This window comes from Heliomicrobium undosum (assembly GCF_009877425.1).
GTDB lineage: Bacteria > Bacillota > Desulfitobacteriia > Heliobacteriales > Heliobacteriaceae > Heliomicrobium > Heliomicrobium undosum.
Genome location: NZ_WXEY01000001.1, coordinates 183,866 through 202,386 on the forward strand (window position 1 = coordinate 183,866; position 18,521 = coordinate 202,386).

Genomic DNA, 18,521 nt, shown 5'->3' on the forward strand with positions numbered 1-18,521 from the left:
CTCTCTCTACGCCTTTGCCTTGCGGGCAAAGCGGTCATCGATGTACTGCTGGAGATCGATCCTCTCCTGGGTGATGCCGAACTGGATCATGTAGTCCTGGGTGGCCGTGAAATCAGCCATATTCGGAGTTAGATCAGTAAAGGTGACACGTCCTTTCGGCTGGGTCAGCACGTGTTCGATGATCTCCGCCTTTTGGCCGAGGTACTTGACGGAAAGGGCTGCCGCTTCTTTGGGATTGCCTTCGATAAAGGCCGCCGCCTTCGTCAGGGCGGCCACCAGTTCCTCAACAGCCTCGGGATGCTGGGCGATAACCTCCTCTTGCACGTTGACGGCGCAGCAGATGTGATCAGGCCAGATGTCTTTGGACAGCGTGAGGACCTTGCCGACGCCCTGCTTCTCCGCCTGGGCGCCAAAAGGCTCGGCCACGATGAAACCGCCCACACGTCCCGTCGACAAAGCGTTGACCATCTCCGGCGGCGCCATGTCGATGAGCTTTACGTCCCTGTCGGCCTGGATGCCCTTTTCGGCGAGGAGCTTGCGGATCAGGATGTTGTGGGTGGAAAAGCGGCTGGGGATAGCGATGGTCTTGCCGATGAAATCCTCCACCTGCGCGATATCGGGGCTGTTCTTGGCCGTCAGCGCTGAGCCGTTGCGGTGACCAAGGAAGACGGCCTTGATGGGGACGCCCTTCTGGCGCAAACTGATCCCGATCGGAGTGAGCGCAAAGGCGCCCTGGACGACGCCGGCCTTGAGCGCCTCTGACAGTTCGGCCCAACTGGCGAACTTCACCGGCTCCACATGGGCATGCTGAAACTGCGTCTGCCCATGCCCGATGATGGTCATATGGTCTGTGAGGGGGAGATAGCCGAGCTTAAAGTTGAGTTTTGCGCCGCTATGTCCGCCGGTCCCGCTTCCAGTTACGGCCGTGCTCCCCGCTCCAGCGCCTCCTGCCGTGTTGCCGACGCCGCAGCCGGCCAGGATGCCGCCGCCGGCGAAAGCGGCTGCGGCGATAACGCTCTGTTTCAAAAAGGCGCGTCGTTGCATCGAATGATCATTTCTCAAGGCAGTCAAGGCCACCTCTCCTCTCTTCCAAATCCTTCACGATCCGTTCTCCCAGCTCGACGGGGTCGGCGACGACCACCATGATCGAACCGAGCAGTTCCTGTGTCTCTTCCTCCAAAAAGCGGCGGACCTTGTCCGACCCGAAGACAGGGGCAGGCACGCAGTGGTAGGAGTTGAGTCCCATCAGCCGGAAACTGAGGGCTGCCCCAAGGCCTTTTTCGTTGGACCACTCGGGGCTGGCGAAGGCGAAGGGCATCTGCGTCAGCGGCAGCCCCAAGGCGTCGGCCAGCGCACGGAACAGCCCCGAGGCGCGGGCGTTGTCCAAGCATTCGCCCATGTGCCATACCGGCGGCAGTTTTTTATCGGCCAAGGCCGCCCGCAGCCCCGGTCCCGCCTTTTCCAGGGCCTCGGGGAGGCAGTAACCCAGCTTTAACAGCGGGAAGGAGGCGCAGCCGTTGGTCAGCACGAGAATGTCATTAGCCAGGAGCACATCGGCCACATCCTTGATCGCCTTTTCGTAGACCACCTTCGGGTTGTTGCAGCCGACGAGGTTGACGATCCCCCGGATCCGGCCGGCCCGTATGTGTTCGGCCAGGGCGGCGGCGCCGCCGAATTCGGCGACGAGGTTTTCGACGGAGAAGCCGATTTCCGCGTCGATGGACGTTTCTGGGATAAAGACGTTGGCCGCCCGGCGGCGAGGGAAGTTTTCTACGGCCATGGCTACGATCCGCTGCGCCATCGCACCGGCCTGATCGAGGTTGGCATGGTCGGCAGAAAAACCGATGTGGACGGCGCCGGGAAGGCGGCAGGAATCACTGGTGGTGACGACGATCGTATGAAAGCACTCGGCCACGTTCATGATCCCCGGCAGGACATCCTGCATATCGGCTACCCAGAGATCGAGAGCGCCCGTTCCCAGGATCAACTCAGCGCCGACGGCGTTGCTCAGGGGATGGACAGCGCCGTAGCGGTACATGGACGAGAGGCCGGAACAGCATATGCCGTAGAGTCGAATCCCTTCGGCCCCGAGCGCCATTGCCCGTTCGACCAGTTCCGGCGATTCGGCGGCCTGCACGATGGCCGACGCCATAACCGGCGAGTGTCCATGGATGGCGATATTGACCGTTTCCGGCTTCAAAGCGCCGAAGTTGGCCGCGATCCGCTGTCGCGCCGGCGGACCGTAGAGGCTGTCCATGGCGATGGCGGAACCGACCACACTGCTCCAGGCGAAGGCGAGGCCGCAACGCAGCAGTTGGGTCATCAGGTTTCTCCAGTCGCCGTCTGTCCCCGTTCCGGTGCGATGAAGCGCCTCAAAAACCTCATGGTAGGCGCTGATGGGCAGGATCCCCAACTCGCGCCAGCGGGCCACCCGTTCCGGCGGCGCCATGGCGGCCAAGGTCTGGTGCGGGCCGGGAACGGTGCGGGACAGATCCTCCAGGAGTTGGTCGGCGACACGGCCGGCCAGCTGCTCCAGCGATAACTCCGCTTCAACTTCGTCGATCCCGAAGCTCCGGGCGGCGGCGCGCACCTTTTCCACACCGGCGATGGGACGGGAAAAACGGCCCTCGGCAGCCGCCTTCAGGGCCAGCATGACCTCCCGCCCGCGGGCGCCGTGAGCCGACACGCCGGCGGCCATCCAGCGCAGCAAATTGCGGGCGACGATCACATCGGCACCGGCGCCGCAGACACCGTGAGGCGACTTTTCCGTGATCCGGCAGGGGCCCATGTTGCAGTGGCGGCAGCAGGTCCCGGCCAGCCCGAAACCGCACTGGGGCTTCTGGGCATCAAAACGGTCAAAAAGGGTTTCCACTCCCTGGGCCTCCAGGTGTGCCAGCATGGCCCGCACCCCCGGATCGGGGGTCTGCGCCATCACCTGTTCTTTCGTCGGAAAGCGCCGGCGATGGGCGTTTATCTCTTGCATCGTCATGGGTGAACCCCTTCCGCTGTTGTCTAAAGAACTGTCTGATCGGCAGTCCGAACAGGGTGATCGTCGAGGAGTTTTTTGGCGAAGGCGCGCACAGCGCCGGCATAGTCCCCGGTCAGCGGCGGCAGCGTTCCCTCCAGATCGGCGCTTCGAATCGCCGTATCCTCCGGCAGCGCCGCAGCCAGCACCCAATCGCCGAGGCCGGCCTGCACCTGTGCCCATTCCTGTTCGTAGCGCTGTCCGTTCAAGACCGGGTAAATCCGAGGGATCTTCAGTTCCTGCGCCAGTCGCCGGATGTCGAAAGCGCTCTGGATACTGCGCCGACCGGGCTCCAGCACGGCGACGACGGAGTCGATTCTCTCGACCGTCCCACGGCTCAGATGCTCCAGCCCGGCTTCACTGTCGATCAGGACGACCTCCTGCCCTGCTTGCGGGATTGCCTGCAACAGCCGCCGTAAGATGGCGTTCTCGGCGCAGTAACAGCCCTCGCCACCTCCCTTGGTCCAGCCAAGGGACAGCAACCGGTGACCGCCCCCCCAGGAGGCGCTGAATCGCTCCAGCAGATCGCTCACATCAGGGTTGATTTGAAAAAAACCCTCGTTTTGATCGGAAAGGCCTAGCCTGGCCCGGAGGAGTTCCTTCTGGCCGGCCAGCGGTGCTATCTCCTGACCCTTTCGACCATCTAGCGGCAGGGCTGACGCCAGGTTGGCGTCCGGATCGGCGTCCACAGCCAGCACACGTAAGCCCAAGGAAGCGAAATGGCGGGCCAGTGCCGCGCAAAGAGTCGTCTTCCCCACGCCGCCCTTTCCGGTGACGGCAATCTTCATCGTTCGGATCCTCCTATCGCCTTTCGTTGCCATCTTGGTGATGGTTTATTAATTCCGTGTAATCAAATCGGAATACACTAAAAACCATACCTTCATTATCTCGATATTTCCCCATTTGTCAATCGGATTTTATATAATTAATAAGAGACCCCCACAGCGGAAGAACAGCATTCAGGGGCAAAAGAAAAAACCTTCCGTCTTCAGGAAGGTTTTGATGACTTTGTTTGGCTACTTTTTCAAAAACTTGGCGATGCCGTCGAGAACCAGGTTCTGCACCGTCGGCGACTTCACCAGGTTCATCACTGTGCCCATGATCCCTTTCGAGGCCGGCGCAGCGGCAGCTGCCCCCCCACCTCCGCTTCCCAGGAACATGGAGGCCAGGTTCATCATGGCGCCCAGGTCGAGGCCGCCTGCGCCGGTGCCAGCCGGCGCAGGGGCCGAGGCGGCCGCAGCCGCCGCCACATCCTGCTCTTCCAGGCGGCGCATCCGGTTATGGACCCAGGTGCCCCGCTTCGGCTTGATGCCGAAATAGCCCATCGTCCGCACCATGGAATCGAGGGCGCCGTCGGCCTCTTTGGCCATCGATTCCATCCGGTGGACATTGGACTTGAGGCGGGCCACCTCTTTTTCGATCCGCTCCAGATCAAGCCCCTTCGACATCAGCGTGCGCAGCAGCGCCAGGGATTCACCACTGCCCCCGTCACCGCCGTCGACCAACCCGCCCCCGTCACCTGGAGCGCCGGCGTTATCTCCCGCCGCCACATTGCCACCCATAGCTGGCAAAGCCAACAGGTTGGACAGGAGGGAACCCACATCTGACGAAGATTCGCCATCAGCGCTCGTTTCGGTGTCGTTTTCGCTGATCTTGACACCGTCATCCTGAGAGGCTGACTTTTTTCTGGCGCGCTTCTTTCCGGTTCTGCCCTTTTCTCTTCCGCCCTCTCCGCCGCCGTCGCCCTTGTCCGGACGGGATTCCTCCTCCCAGGGAAGGAGAACCGACGTCTTCTTCGTTCTTTTTTTACGTTTCTTCCGGGTCCCTGCCGGGGCTTGCGAACGTTCCTCCGCTTCCAATAAGCTCACAATATCGCCGGGCATGTTGCCCCGGCGCCGACTGCCGTTGCCGCTGGAGCGGCGCCGGGCGCCTGTGCTCCGCCTCATGGCCCCACCTCCGGATCCTGTAGCGTCCAAGGATATCCACTATAGTGTACTGGAGGCGGAAAAAATTGGTGCTAACGATCTTCTCAACAACGTTGTCCGCCAAGGAGCCCGTCCAAAGCCTCAACCACGTCAGCGTCCAGATGTCTCCGATGAGCCATGTCCTTCAGCATCCCCTGGATAGCCGCTGTCTCCAACCCTTTGCGGTAAGGACGGTCGGCTGCCAAGGCCTCATAGACATCGGCTACGGCGATGATGCGCGCTTCCATCGGCAGCATCTCACCGGTGATCCCCAGAAAATAGCCGGAGCCATCGAGCCGCTCGTGATGGGACGACGCCCAGAGGGAGATCGTCTCCAAGGCCGGGATCTGGTTTAATATACAGGCCGTATAGTAGGGGTGGTTTCGCACCAGATCAAATTCCTTAGCCGTCAAGGGGCCCGGTTTCTCCAGGATCGCCTTGGGGATGGCAATCTTGCCAAGATCGTGAAGCAATCCGGCCAGATAGATTTGATGCTTGCGCGCTTCCGGCAAACCCATAGCGCCGGCGATCCGCCTGGACCAGTCAGCCACATTGCGGCTGTGGTCGGCCGTGAAGGGCGTCTTCACGTCGATGAAGCGCGCAAAGGCCTTGCCGAGCAGGTGCATCGTCCCCCCAGCCAGGGCGATTGTCTCTTCGGGACGGAAGCGGTCGACGGACCGTCCCTGGGAGAAGGCAAAGAGATCGAGGCAGAAGACGCGGTCCCGCAACAGCGCCTTCAGAGCGGCCACAATGGCTGGATCAAAGACGCCGGTGTCGCGATGGAAGTAATCCTCGACCCGGGTCCGCCAGTTCCAGAAATCGCGGCGCTCTCCGCCGACCCGTTCAGCGGCCACAGCCACGGCCAGAATGCGTGACACCAACGGAATAGCCTGCCCGCTCAACGCCAAGGGACCGCTGCCGTCCCACCGCTCCCGTCGCCGGTGCAAGGCTTGGTCAGCATCCATGAGACTCGTGACGGAATCGAGATTCCCTTCCTCTTCGAAAACCTGGCAGAGGGGGCAGAGTTGGTTTTGGGAAGACACACCGATATCATGAAGCAGAGCGGCGTAGTAGAGGGCGTCCCGCTCACCCCCGCCGATGCGAAGCGCCTGGGCCACATGGTCGGCCAAGAAAGAGATCGACTGGGCGTGCCGCAAGGGCTTGCCTTCCGCCAGGTCGATGGCCAGTGAAAAACCGCCGATCAAGTCGGGCAACGCGATATGCGCCGGTGTCGGCTGTTCTAACATCCGATGGAACGAAGTGTGGGCAAACTCCCTGTTGACGGACATGCAAACCCTCCTCTATGTAACACAGCGCCTCCCTGGTTTCCCCCGAAGACGGCACCATTTTCCTGTGAAGCCAGTCGTTTTCATTTTAATTGAAAACGATTTTCAACGTCAATGCAATTCCGTTTTTTCCGACAAAAGAAAAGGCGCCTCCGCGCGGCGACGCTAAGAACTTCATCAGTGATTCATATGGAGGGTTTATTATCAAAATAGATTGTAAACAGGCTATACGAGAAAGGAGATCTACTCATGCTCTCCAACGAAAACATCCGCATCCTCGCTGTGGAAGATGAAGCCGGCCTGTTGAAGCTGGTCGTCGCCTATCTGGAACAGGAGGGCTTCGCCGTCAAGGGGGCCGTCACCGGCCGGGAGGCGCTGCAAACTTTTAAAGACTGGCAGCCTCACCTGCTGGTCCTGGACCGCATGCTCCCCGACATCAGCGGCGAAGAGGTCTGCCGCCAGATCCGCCGGGAAAGCGACATCCCCATCCTGATGCTGACGGCCAAAGCGGGCGAGGACCACCTCGTCGAAGGCCTCTCCCTCGGCGCTGACGACTATGTGACCAAGCCCTTCAGCCCCAAAGAGGTGATGGCCCGTGTGCGGGCGCTCCTGCGCCGGAGCCGCGCCGACCGCTTGCCCCAGGCGGAGGAGTTCCGCTTTGACGGTGATCGACTGGTTATCCGCGTCGCCCGGCAGGAGGTCCTCAAAGCCGGTGAACCCATCTCCCTCACCACCGCTGAGTTTCGAATCCTCGTCACCCTGGCCAGGCGCCCCGGCATCGCCTACACGCGGGCCCAACTGATCGACAAAGCCATGGGTGAAGATTTTGACGGCTATGACCGCACCATCGACGTCCACATCAAGAACCTGCGCCAGAAGTTGGAGGACAAGCCCAAGCAGCCGCGCTACATCGTGACCGTCTTCGGAACGGGCTACAAATTCGGGGTGGAATCATGAGACTGCAAACCAAACTGGGCTTGGCCTTCGCCGCTGTCGCCACCGGGGCGATCATCGCCGCCGTGCTGCTCGCCAACCTCTCGGTGCGACAGAATTTTGAACAGTACGTTCACCAGCGCCACTACGCCTACTACGAGCAGATCGCCAACAACCTGATCCGCAACTATGAACAGACGAACGCCTTCTCTCCGGCGTCGCTCGATTTTTTCGGCCGCCAGGCGCTCCAAGAGGGCTACCGGTTGCGCCTCGAATCGGATACAGGAGACCTGATCTGGGAGAGCCCGGCGCCGGTGAAACACGGCCTTTCTCCCGACGAAAGCCAGTGGGATTTTCACCGGACCGATCTCTACGCAGGAAACCGCTTTCTCGGGGCCCTCTACCTCCTCTATCCGAAAGCGGAACTGACCTTCGCCGCAGCCGAACGCACCTTTTTAGGCCAACTGTACCGCGGCTTTGCGCTGGCGGCGCTCACCGCCGGCCTGCTTGCCCTTCTCGTCAGCATGCTCATGGGCCGCTACCTCCTGATCCCGATCACGCTGATGCGCGATGTGGCCGTCCGTTTGCGCGCAGGCGATCTGACGCCGGCGATCAACCTCGACCGGCGCGACGAGATCGGCGATCTGGCCCTGGCCATGAACCACCTCACCGAATCGCTGCGTCAACAGGAGGAACTGCGCAAAAACCTGACGGCAGACGTCGCCCATGAACTGCGCACCCCCCTCTCGACCCTGCAAGGCTACCTGGAGGCCTTCCGCGACGGCGTCTGGTCGCCGACGCCGGAACGGCTGGACGCCTGCCACCAACAGACGATCCGGCTGAAAAACCTTGTCAGCGACCTCGAATCGCTGGCATCGGCCGAGGCCGGTTTGGCTTACAACCTGGCGCCGCTCGACTTCTCCGATCTGGTGGCCAAAGTCTGCGAGAGCATGCGACCGCGAATTGAAAACAAGGGGCTGACATTCGAACTTTCCATCGGCGAGGACATCACCGTCCAGGGCGATGCACAGCGGCTCACACAGTTGATTGTCAACCTGGTGGAGAACGCCATCAAGTTCAACCGGCCTGCCGGACAGGTGACAGTCAACGTAAAAAAAAGCAGCCCGCCGGATACAACTGCCCCGGCGGACACTAAATCGCAATTGGAGACAAAAAAATGGGTGGTTTTACATGTTTCTGACAAAGGGACCGGAATCGCGAGCATCGATGTCCCTTATGTATTTGAACGCTTTTTCCGGGGAGACAAATCGCGCACACGCCTGACGGGCGGTTCGGGAATCGGCCTGGCCATCGTCAAAGCCATCGCCGTCGCCCACGGTGGTTATGCATCCATAGCCGAGACATCAGAGAGGGGCACCACTGTAGAAATCGCGCTTCCTATTCTTGTGTGCAGGCCTGGTACACAGGAATGATTTGGAGGCTATTTCCGTCAGGACCGGTCGGTTTGCCCATACGGATCGGCATCCACAGATACCTTGAGTTCGGGTTTTTGCCCGGAAAGATTCTTCCGGACACTCACGGCAGACGGCCTTATACCACTTTAATCTTTGCGTCGTGGTTGATCTCACAGGGATCCTCAAAATTCAACTTCAGTTGCGGCGTCAGCGCCTCTTCGCCTAGTTTTTCAAACCTTTTGCGCTTATGCAAAAGAAAAAGTATAGGAAGCAAAGGTGTTGCAGCCCTTTTCATCCTTCTTCATAAAATCTTCAAATCTCGGATTTACAATCAGATTAATAGACAAGTGACAAGGAACTCCCCTCAACGGAAACAGGAGGACATCGTGGACAACCGTCAAGAAAAACGACAACAATTTCAATCTGAAAAAAGCTCCGGCAAGTGGTACGCCAGCGCCATTGCCGTCACCGTTGCGGCGGCCATCGCCGCCTACGCCTTTTGGGGCGCCGCGCCGGAGAATACCGGCGGCAGCCAAACCTATAATGTGGGCGCCAAGGTCAACTATGCCGGAAAAATCGTTTCCATGGCCTATCTGCCTGCCGTAACGTCCCAAAACGGAAAGGTCGAACTCCCGCTGGCGGAAATCAAAGAAAAGGGCCTGATCCGAACGGAATTCAAAGACGGCAAGCAAAGGCTCCCGCTCATGGCCTACGTGGCGCCCAGCGGCCGCGTCGTTTCCGCCGTCAGCGTATGCGAACCTTGTAACGGCACCTCCTTCACCATCAAAAACAACCAGGTCGCCTGCGATACCTGCGACACCCGCTGGGACCTGGAAACCTTGAAAGGCCTTGCCGGCGGCTGCCAGTCCTACCCGCCTGACCTCTTGAACTACGAGGTGAGCGGCGACAAACTGCTGCTCAACGCCCAGGACTTGTCCAACTGGAAGCCGAGAATCTAAGACCCAACTGAAACTTGCGTTTCTCATCCCCTTTCTTGTTGGCAGGTTGACACCTGCCTTTTTTACACCCAGTGAGGAGGTTATCCCAGTGACGCTCTGGGACGTAATCCGCAAAAATCTAAAGCGCCGTTGGGGCCGGGCGCTTTTTCTATCGCTCAGCCTCTTTCTGGTTGCTGCCGTCACGACGGCCCTTTTCACCGCCAGCCGGGCCATGCAGGTCGAGGTGGCCGACTCCTATGATCAGATCGGCGCCAACATCTCCATCGTCCCGGCTCGGGACGACCTCTCCATTACCTACGGCGGCGTCACCTTGTCGCCTGATGAAGCAGGCGCCCCCCTGCTGACCGACGATGCGCTCGGACGGATCGGCGCCATCCATAACGCCGAGAGCATCGCCCGCGTGGCGCCGAAAGTGATGGGCGTCGCTCCCGTCGACGGCAACCCCTTGACGGTCATCGGCGTCTCTTTCCACGACGAATTGAGGATGAAAAAGTGGTGGACCCTCGACGGCGATACCCCCGTCGAGGCCACCGACATCATCGTCGGCGACGCATTGGCCCGCGAAAAGGGTTGGCAGAAGGGGCAGATTGTCCACATCGGCAATAGTTACGATGAAGCACACGCGGAGCGCGGCAAGGTTGCCAGGGAGAACGGCAACGCCGTTGTTGATCACCGCAGCGCCGGTGGTGCTTACCGCATCACCGGCATCCTGTTGCCGACCGGCGGCGAAGAGGACCGCCTCTTATTCATGGACTGGCGACAGGCCCAGCAACGCCTGCATAGGGGCAACGAGTTGACCTTCATCGAAGTAAGCGCCCTTTGCAGTTCCTGCCCGATTGAAGAGATCACCCGGCAGATCGGTCATGCGCTGCCGGGGACGGAGGTAAAGGCCGTCAAAGAGGCCCTCGTCGCCCGCGAAGCCATCGTCGACCGCTTCACTATCTTGAGCCTACTCGCCGTGGCCGTCACCGTGACCGGCGGGGCATTGCTTGTCTTCCTGCTCGTTGCCGCCGGCGTCCGGGAGCGGACCCGCGAGTTCGGCCTCCTGCGCGCCCTGGGCTATCGCAAAGGCCACCTCTTGCAGACCGTCCTGGCGGAAACGTCGCTCCTGGCCCTGCCTGCCGGGATCGCCGGGTACGGGGTCGGCTTGACCTTTGCCCGCTGGACCGCTCCCCTGATCGTCCAGATGGACATCCAAGTGGTGGGCAGCGCTTCTGAGGCGTTGATCGCCGCCGCCCTGACCCTCGCCGTTGGTCTGCTCGCTTCGTCACTCCCGGCCTGGCGAGGGGCCTCGAAGGACCCTGTTGAGGCGCTGCGCACACTTTAGAAATCAAGGTTACATCGCGATTGTTCCAACCTTTATTAGCTAGCCTTCCGAACCTAACGGCACATTGAGATACCGTGGCATAGGGCAAACCCCTAAAGGAGGGCTCCCCATGAGCGCCCTGGTGACAACAAAAAAACTCTGCAAAAGCTACGGCCAAGGTGAAAGCAAGGTCGAGGTGCTCCACGACATCGATCTGACCGTGCAAGAAGGCGAGTTTCTGGCCCTTGCCGGCCCCTCCGGCTCAGGAAAGAGCACCCTGCTCACCCTGCTCGGCGGCCTCAACCGGCCGGACAGCGGCGAACTGATCATCGACGGGATCGACCTGTACAGCCTGTCCGGCGAACGGATGGCCGATTTCCGCCGCGAATATGTCGGTTTTGTCTTTCAGCAGTTTCACCTCATGCCATACCTGACGGCCTTGGAAAACGTCATGCTCCCGCTGGCGACCACCGGCATCCCCGCACGGGAACAACGGCGCCGCGCCCAGGAACTGCTCCAACAGATGGGCCTCTCGGGCAGGGAGAATCACCTGCCGGGACAACTGTCCGGCGGCGAGCAGGAACGGGTCGCCATTGCCCGGGCGCTCGTCAACAAGCCTGCGCTGATCCTGGCTGACGAGCCGACCGGCGCCCTGGACAGCCAGACGGGCGAACGGATCATGGCATTGTTCGGGGAGCTCAACCGGCAGGGGATGACTATCATCATGGTCACCCACAACCCAGACCACCTGGGCCACGCCTCCCGGACCATCCACATGAAAGACGGGCGATTGCGATGAGCCCTCTGCAAATCATCATCGCTTCCCTGTTCCGGCGACCGGGCAAAAGCCTGCCCATCCTGCTCGGTTTCGCCGTCTGCTGGGCCACCCTGTTTTCCCTGATCACACTGTCCGATGGGGCGACTCAGGCGGCGCAACGGGAGACAGTCCAGGCCGGAAACATGATTCAAGTGACAACGCCGTCGGCATCGATCGCCTTTGCCTACGCCGGCATCCCTGTCACCTCCGGCGTTGCCGTGAGCGACCCGACTCTCCCCCCTGATGCGCTGGAGCGGATGAGCGGGACCGGCCGGCTGTTGCCCAAACTGGTGACGCCAGGCCGCATCAACGGCAAAAAGGCGCTGATCGTCGGCGCGAACATGGCCGACGAAATGGACGTAAAAAAGGGATGGCGCTTCATCGAAGAAACGCTCATCCCTGAAGAAAGGCCTATGAACGGCGCTAGGGAACAGGGGCTTTTTTACGTCGGTTCCACAGCGGCCGAGACACTGCAACTGCGTCCCGGCTCCCCCTTGCGGATCACCGGGGAAAAGGGCGTGATACTTGACGGGATCGTGGGCGCTGTCTTTGCGGCATCGGGAGATGTCGAAGACCGACTCATTTTCACCGATCTAGATTGGCTACAGCGATCGTTGGGAAAAGAAAAAACGCTCACCTTCGTAGAGATACAAAGTGAGCGCGACGGCGCGGAAGCGGCCCGTCTCCTTCAGGAACGCCTGGGACCGTCGGTCGCCGTCCAAGCGGATGCCAATCCCGGCGCCTCGTCCTCACGCCGGGAAATGGCCGCCAGCCTGCAGCGGTTCACATCCCTGGTCGGCGTGACCGTCCTGACGATCTCCTCGTTGCTGCTCTTCGTGACCATGACGGGGGCCATCGAGGAACGGCGGAGCGAATTGGGCCTATTGTTCGCCCTGGGCTTCCGTCCATCCCATGTCCGGCGGCTCCTCATCGGAGAGGGCGTGCTCCTGGCCGGAACAGGCGCTGTTGCCGGCGCCTTAATCGGTTACGGCCTCGCTGTTGCCCTTGCGCCCATGGTGATCGGAGCGGGCATTCCCCTTCCCTTCCCGGCGCTGCCCATGGCAGGAGGGACTTGCTTGGCCCTGCTGCTCGGGGCGCTGGCGGCCTTTCGACCGGCATCGCGGGCGGCGGTCAGAGAGCCGGCGGAGGCGTTTCGCTGACGGTCACGATAGAAAGCGGATACCCAAGATGTTTCGTTCCACTTTCCCATCGGCAACCAACTCATTGACGGCCTGATCTAATTCGGCCATCTGCCCGGCTGCAATCAGGCTGCCGCCGAACATCTGGACGATGAGGTTGTCCATCGTTGTCTCTTCCTGCTCCCGGATGATACGGTACACCTGGTCTTTGATGCGGCTCATGTTCATACCCCTTTACCCTTGCATGTCCTGACTGTCCTTTGACGTCCATCTGTCCCATTCGTGTCCGGTAAGAAATCAAAAAACTAGGCTTACGGAAATCGGCGCTTCGCTTGTCCTGTTGTCAAAAACGCTGCCTCCCGACGAGGAAATGATACCACAATCACAAGTCCAAGGCACCCTGAAAACAAAACCCCCGCCTGACGCGGGGGTTTTCCTTGCCAAAACATATGATTAAGAAGCCAATAGGTCTTAGAGCATCTTCCGAATCTGATCCAACGCCGCCTTGTCTTTCTCTGATACCTTCTGGGTCTTCATCAGTTGATCGAGCAGGGCTTTGATCTGGTTTCCCTGTTCCGGCGACAGGTAGCGCGTAAACTGCGACACCAGTTGGACGGCCTGGTTGCGCTCGTTGTCATTCAAACCCTTCTTCTGCTTCACCTTGTCGATGAATCCCTTGACCTGCTTTTCTTGATCGGCGCCGATGGGCAGATTCATATTGCCTTGATTCATCAACTGGCCCAGAACCTCTTTCAGGTTGCTCAAATCCATAACCCGCTGCCTCCCAAAAACAAAATCTCATCTGCGATCATGATATTAGGGGACAAGGCGACGGGTTCCTGATGAAGGAAATTGCTGGGGCGCAAAATGACCAAAAAATTTCCCGACCGTCGCCGGCCGGGATACATCGCTGGTTTTACCAAAAGAGTCCGCCAGGGGCTCTGAATCCCACATTAGAATATCCAGCCATCCGCCTATCCAGCCCCTCCAGGTTGAAACTTTGGCGTCTGGCGCTTACGGTCCACTTACGGTCCGTATACAGCGACAGCATAGCACCGCTGCGTTAAGGAACTGTGATCGCTCCGTTAACAATCAGCGACGCTTCGGCCAATAGCGATGACCAAGGTAAAAGAGCATCATGATCACCGGGATGTGCAGGCTCCACCAGGCCCAGCGCAAAAACTCGAAGGCCGTTCCGTCGAGGGGATTGCCCACCGTCCTCCCTCCTTCTCAAGGCCCGTCTATCCCACACCCTATGCGCCAACCTTTTCGACTAGAACCGGCGCAACCTCATGTTCTGCCGCCGGAACTGGCATGCTATAGGGAGAAAAGGGACTTGCCCGAAGGAGTGGATCGGCATGGTTGCGCGCCCTCGTGTTCCCTATTTTTCTTTTTTCTCGATCACCTTGTTTTTGTCCATTACCCTGTCTGTGATAGGACTTTTCCCGATAGGTTTTTTCCCAATAGGTCTTTTCCAACTCGAACTTCTCGCCCCTATATCGCTGCCGGCCGCCTATGCCGAAAAATCGCCGCTCCCGGCCTCGTCGACGCCCCTCGATTACCGGATCCAGTGCCGCTATTTCCCCGAGACCACGGCCATCGCCGGCCGGGTGGACTTGACCTGGCGCTTTCCCGGCGCCCAGCCGCTCGATCATTTGGCGCTTCACCTCTACCCGAACGCCTTCCGGCCTGACTCCACCTTCCAGAAGGAATCGTCAGGCAGACACCGGGGCTACACAGCCGGTCAAGGCGACGACGGCGAGATGGAAGTGACCCGGATCACCGCCAACTACGACGGGCAAAGCGTTGACGTGACCAAAGCCCTCCGCTACATCCAACCGGATGACAACAACCCGGACGATAAAACCCTGGCTGCCGTCGACCTCCCCCGTCCCCTGCGCCCCGGACAAACGCTGGAATTGACCATCGAGTTTCACACCCGGCTGCCCCGCGTCTATGCCCGCTCCGGCACGGCGGGACCCTTCGTCATGGCCGGCCAGTGGTACCCCAAGCTGGCCGCTTTTGAGCGCTACGGGCAGCGGGGCCGGACCCAGGAAGGATTCAACCTGCACCAGTTCCACGCCAACAGTGAGTTTTACGCCAACTTCGCCAACTACGACGTGCAGATCACCCTGCCCAAAGGTTACACCGTGGGGGCTACCGGCCAGGAGACAGCGCCCCCGGTGGAGCAAGAGGGCCTCCAGACAGTCCGCTTCGGCCAGGCCTGGGTTCACGACTTCGCCTGGTCCGCCGACCCGCGTTTTCGCCTCTTCACCCGCACCGTCACACCGCAGGGCGGGCGGCCGGTGGAGGTCCGCCTCTATTGCCAAAAGGATCATGTCCATACGGCGGATCGGCAACTGGACGCCGTCGCCGCCGCCCTGGAGGGTTTGGCCGCTTACGGTCCCTACCCTTACGCCACTTTGACGGTGATCGATCCGCCCAACGACGCCCCCGGCGCAGGCGGGATGGAGTATCCCACCCTGATCACCGGCGGCACGCCGAACTTCCCCGACGAACGTTCCGCCGAGCCGGACCGCGTGCTCATCCACGAAGCGGCCCACCAGTACTGGTACGGCCTGGTTGCGAGCAACGAGTTTGAGGAGGCCTGGCTCGATGAGGGACTGACCACCTACGCCGAAGGCAAGATTCTTGAACGTTACAAGCCGGACACGCGCATTTCTGTCCGCTTCTTCGGCATCCCGCTTTTAGACCAGCCCTTACGGGACGGCTGCCCAGGGCTCTTTCGCGCCGCCCTCGGACCCTGGGTTCCCGACCCGATCCGGCTGGACTCCTGGAAATTCGCCTCCGAGCAGTCCTACGCCGTCTCCGTCTACAACCGCGCCGCCCTCGCCCTCTATTCGCTGGAACGGCTGATCGGCGAGGAAAAGATGCGGGCGATCCTGTCAACCTACTTCAGCCGCTGGTCTTTCCGTCACCCTGGGACGAACGACTTCCTGCGCATCATCGCCGAAAAGGCGGGCGATCCGGCAGCGAAGCTCTTTCAACAGTGGCTCTCCACCCCCGGCGCCCTTGACTACGCCGTCGGCCCCGTCCGAATGGTGAACACCCCTGACGTCCCCGCTTGGACGATCCGTATCGACCGCCGGGGCGAACTGCGGGCGCCTGTAGAAGTGGCGATCATCGGAAAAGATGGGCAGGCGCAACGGTTTCTCTGGGATGATGGGGAGCGGTACAAGGAGTTTACCCTGTCCAACGCTGCGCCAGAGGCCGTGGTTGTCGATCCTGGGGAGAAACTGACCTTGGATATCAACAGGTTGAACAACTATTGGGCGAAGGAGCAGAACAGCGCGGCGGCGGTACGGTGGTCGCTTTTTGTGGCGAGTGTTTGTCAGGGGTTGATGGCGGTTGGGTTTTAGAGCAAAAAAGCGACCTCGCCTGTGGTTGCGAGACCGCCCCCTGCTTTTTAGAGACAGACGTCATACTTTGGCAATATTTCGGCTTCAACAAATACCAGCGAACAACCAATCGGGGTTGCTTCATTGTTGCCGGCAATTGTTTTTATTTTATTCCACTTTTCTTTCCACATGAGTGAACACCATATTGCCGGATACTTCATTCACATAAAATATAATTCTCAATGATTCTCTTCTCTTAAAATTTTCAACATCGCCCTTGACAATTAAGGTTTTGATTGCCTCAATCACACTCATTCCGTTTTTTATCTCGTCACCCATCTTGTTCATCACATACGTCATGGGTTCGGAGTATGTCTTCTCATCATTTGGGGTAAAGTCAATTGACTCAAATTCATATTCCGAAAATAAGTACTCTGTCAATAAGACATCGTACATCCTTTTGCCGTCTTTCCAGTATGCATTTATTTTTTGCAAGTCATAAAAACAGGCGCTCGTATAACTCCAGGGTGTTGCCGTATAATTTTCTCCGTCGTACTTCCACTCTTTCGTGGAGGAGTGGTCAATACCTTCCCATGCAAAATGATCTTTTGCCACTTTCTCCACATACTCTTTCGACATGACAGGGTTTACCCTATAGTCTTTTTTTGAAAAAAAGGCAAACATTAAGAAACTTCTCAAGTCAGGGTCCTCTCCCTCAGAAAGCTCCGGCAGATGATCAAAGCGTTTTTCTAAAGCCAGATCAAAGTAATCAGCTTTTTCCTTTTCAAAGGCTGGGCTCTGGATAACCACCTGATCATTGGCGTAATGGACATGAATATCAAAGGCCTCAGCGATATAACGAAGGGGTACCATGGTGCGGTTATTAACCATTACCGCGTCGCTTTCAGGAATCTGCTCGCCGTCGATCACCAGAGACACCGCCATTACCGGCTGGCATGTCGCCATCAGCAGGCAAACGGTGAGCGTCGTTGACACAAGCTGTCTTTTCACGCCTTACACCTCTCTTGACTAAATGGTAATAATATTTTCGAAAAATGTCTTGGCTCTCCTTTTAATGTCAAAAGAAAAACAGCCCGGTTATCGCACCGGACCATCGAAAAGCCCAGGACTTCCATCCTGGAGCGTAAATCAACGCCTAATCTTTTTCTCCTTCAAAGTCCTTCCTGAAGGATGCCTTTAGTGACGCCTGCCTTTGGTTTCTGCCCAACAATATTACCCCAACCGTAAAAATCGCGGGCACCACCCATCCCAGAACCGGCATGCCGACGATAAATCCCTTCAAGAACGGCTCACTGGTTACCATCGAACCGGCCGTCCAGGCGATGACACCCGCGCCAAGATACAGGATGATCGGGAACCGTTCCACCAATCGAATAAAGAGGGTGCTGCCCCATACGACAATGGGAACGCTGATCAATAGTCCTAAAACCACGAGAAGGAAACTGCCATGGGCAGCGCCTGCGACAGCGAGCACATTGTCGATGCCCATAACGGCATCAGCGACGATGATCGTCCGGATAGCGCCCATTAAGTTTTTTTCCGACTTGATGTCATGCTCTTTTTCTTCGACGATCAACTTATAGGCGATCCAAAGCAGCAGCAAGCCTCCTATCAAGAGCAAACCGGGAATTTTCAACAGCCATACGACGGCAACCGTAGCGGTCGCGCGTATAACAATCGCCCCTACCGTCCCCCAGACGATGGCCTTTCGCTGATGTTCCCTCGGCAGGTTTCTTGCCGCCAAACCAATCACAATCGCGTTATCCCCTGCAAGCACTAAATCGATGGCGACAATGGCAAGCAATGCGCTGAAAAACCCCGGTGTAATGAATTCCACACCCCACTCCTCCTTCGTGCTTATGGTGCTTATTTGTTCGAAAAAGAATGATTTGAATATAATTCCAATGTTTTTGCCTAGGCGAACCTTCTTTCGGCACGAAAGCAAAACCGAAACCGTAGGATGATAATAAACAGAAAATCACTCAAAGGAGGGAGTACAATGTCATACAGCCATTCTTCAAAGCCGTCGCAACCTTGTCCCCAACTTCCTGGGACACTCGTCAGAATCTTTCTCCCTGCGGGAACTGATGTGAACCTGCTCAATCTTCTTCAGGTGCTTTCTCCCAGCGGTGTTTGCCTGATCGTGAGATCACCGATTTTGGGGTGATTCACACAGTCAGGGGCATTTTCTCCACCACCGAACCAACGTAATTTTCCTGAGTGTGCCCTATGGTAGGCACACTCTTTTTTTCCAGACCGCAGAACCGTGATCGTAATCTTTCTCTGGACAAGTTTCC

General features: G+C 58.7%; 17 protein-coding genes. 7 read left to right on the forward strand and 10 right to left on the reverse strand.

Annotated elements, in window-relative coordinates; all coding sequences use genetic code 11:
- Positions 1-6: 6 nt before the first annotated feature.
- The 5 genes from GTO91_RS00875 to GTO91_RS00895 all read right to left on the reverse strand — a co-directional run bounded on the left by GTO91_RS00875 (position 7) and on the right by GTO91_RS00895 (position 6,278).
- On the reverse strand, positions 7-1,071 hold the full coding sequence (locus tag GTO91_RS00875) for an ABC transporter substrate-binding protein (protein ID WP_207708949.1): 1,065 nt from the start codon (positions 1,069-1,071) through the stop codon (positions 7-9).
- On the reverse strand, positions 1,052-2,989 hold the full coding sequence (gene cooS, locus GTO91_RS00880; RefSeq protein WP_161253384.1) for an anaerobic carbon-monoxide dehydrogenase catalytic subunit: 1,938 nt from the start codon (positions 2,987-2,989) through the stop codon (positions 1,052-1,054). Before cooS ends, GTO91_RS00875 begins: the two co-directional genes overlap by 20 nt.
- A gap of 23 nt (positions 2,990-3,012) precedes the next feature.
- Entirely contained in the window at positions 3,013-3,813 is an 801-nt protein-coding gene (locus GTO91_RS00885; protein ID WP_161253388.1) for an ATP-binding protein, read from the reverse strand.
- 228 nt (positions 3,814-4,041) lie between these two features.
- Entirely contained in the window at positions 4,042-4,971 is a 930-nt protein-coding gene (locus tag GTO91_RS00890; protein ID WP_161253391.1) for a hypothetical protein, read from the reverse strand.
- An 83-nt stretch (positions 4,972-5,054) separates the two neighbouring features.
- Positions 5,055-6,278 carry an HD-GYP domain-containing protein gene (locus tag GTO91_RS00895; protein ID WP_161253394.1) on the reverse strand — a complete coding sequence of 408 codons (1,224 nt, stop codon included), beginning with the start codon at positions 6,276-6,278 and terminating at the stop codon, positions 5,055-5,057.
- A 246-nt stretch (positions 6,279-6,524) separates the two neighbouring features.
- On the opposite strand from GTO91_RS00895, the gene GTO91_RS00900 reads away from it, so the two are divergent.
- The 6 genes from GTO91_RS00900 (at position 6,525) to GTO91_RS00925 (ending at position 12,865) form a co-directional block, all read left to right on the forward strand.
- Entirely contained in the window at positions 6,525-7,232 is a 708-nt protein-coding gene (locus GTO91_RS00900; protein WP_161253398.1) for a response regulator transcription factor, read from the forward strand.
- Positions 7,229-8,641 (forward strand): sensor histidine kinase, encoded by a 1,413-nt coding sequence (locus GTO91_RS00905; RefSeq protein WP_161253400.1) that lies wholly within the window; start codon positions 7,229-7,231, stop codon positions 8,639-8,641. Before GTO91_RS00900 ends, GTO91_RS00905 begins: the two co-directional genes overlap by 4 nt.
- Before the next feature lie 368 nt (positions 8,642-9,009).
- Positions 9,010-9,582 (forward strand): DUF2318 domain-containing protein, encoded by a 573-nt coding sequence (locus GTO91_RS17890; RefSeq protein WP_161253403.1) that lies wholly within the window; start codon positions 9,010-9,012, stop codon positions 9,580-9,582.
- Between the two features lie 88 nt (positions 9,583-9,670).
- Entirely contained in the window at positions 9,671-10,909 is a 1,239-nt protein-coding gene (locus GTO91_RS18545; RefSeq protein WP_161253406.1) for an ABC transporter permease, read from the forward strand.
- A gap of 109 nt (positions 10,910-11,018) precedes the next feature.
- Positions 11,019-11,687 (forward strand): ABC transporter ATP-binding protein, encoded by a 669-nt coding sequence (locus tag GTO91_RS00920; RefSeq protein WP_161253409.1) that lies wholly within the window; start codon positions 11,019-11,021, stop codon positions 11,685-11,687.
- Complete coding sequence (locus GTO91_RS00925) at positions 11,684-12,865, forward strand: ABC transporter permease (RefSeq protein WP_161253412.1); 1,182 nt, start codon at positions 11,684-11,686, stop codon at positions 12,863-12,865. The genes GTO91_RS00920 and GTO91_RS00925 overlap by 4 nt, the downstream gene beginning before the upstream one ends.
- A gap of 3 nt (positions 12,866-12,868) precedes the next feature.
- Here GTO91_RS00925 and GTO91_RS00930 read toward each other — a convergent pair whose 3' ends face one another.
- From GTO91_RS00930 to GTO91_RS18310, 3 genes are all read right to left on the reverse strand, one after another.
- Positions 12,869-13,066, reverse strand: a complete 198-nt coding sequence (locus GTO91_RS00930; RefSeq protein ID WP_161253415.1) for a hypothetical protein — start codon at positions 13,064-13,066, stop codon at positions 12,869-12,871.
- 249 nt (positions 13,067-13,315) lie between these two features.
- Positions 13,316-13,615: a hypothetical protein gene (locus GTO91_RS00935; protein ID WP_161253418.1), complete on the reverse strand. Its 300-nt coding sequence runs from the start codon at positions 13,613-13,615 to the stop codon at positions 13,316-13,318.
- 321 nt (positions 13,616-13,936) lie between these two features.
- Entirely contained in the window at positions 13,937-14,059 is a 123-nt protein-coding gene (locus tag GTO91_RS18310) for a hypothetical protein (RefSeq protein WP_268894796.1), read from the reverse strand.
- A 143-nt stretch (positions 14,060-14,202) separates the two neighbouring features.
- On the opposite strand from GTO91_RS18310, the gene GTO91_RS00940 reads away from it, so the two are divergent.
- The gene (locus GTO91_RS00940) at positions 14,203-16,224 is read left to right on the forward strand and encodes a M1 family metallopeptidase (RefSeq protein ID WP_161253421.1); all 2,022 of its coding nucleotides are present in this window, start codon (positions 14,203-14,205) and stop codon (positions 16,222-16,224) included.
- A gap of 147 nt (positions 16,225-16,371) precedes the next feature.
- Here the strand turns inward: GTO91_RS00940 and GTO91_RS00945 are convergent, their stop codons facing one another.
- Positions 16,372-17,214 carry a stalk domain-containing protein gene (locus GTO91_RS00945; protein ID WP_161253424.1) on the reverse strand — a complete coding sequence of 281 codons (843 nt, stop codon included), beginning with the start codon at positions 17,212-17,214 and terminating at the stop codon, positions 16,372-16,374.
- Between the two features lie 145 nt (positions 17,215-17,359).
- Positions 17,360-18,061 (reverse strand): TerC family protein, encoded by a 702-nt coding sequence (locus GTO91_RS00950; protein WP_161253427.1) that lies wholly within the window; start codon positions 18,059-18,061, stop codon positions 17,360-17,362.
- Between the last annotated feature and the right edge of the window lie 460 nt (positions 18,062-18,521).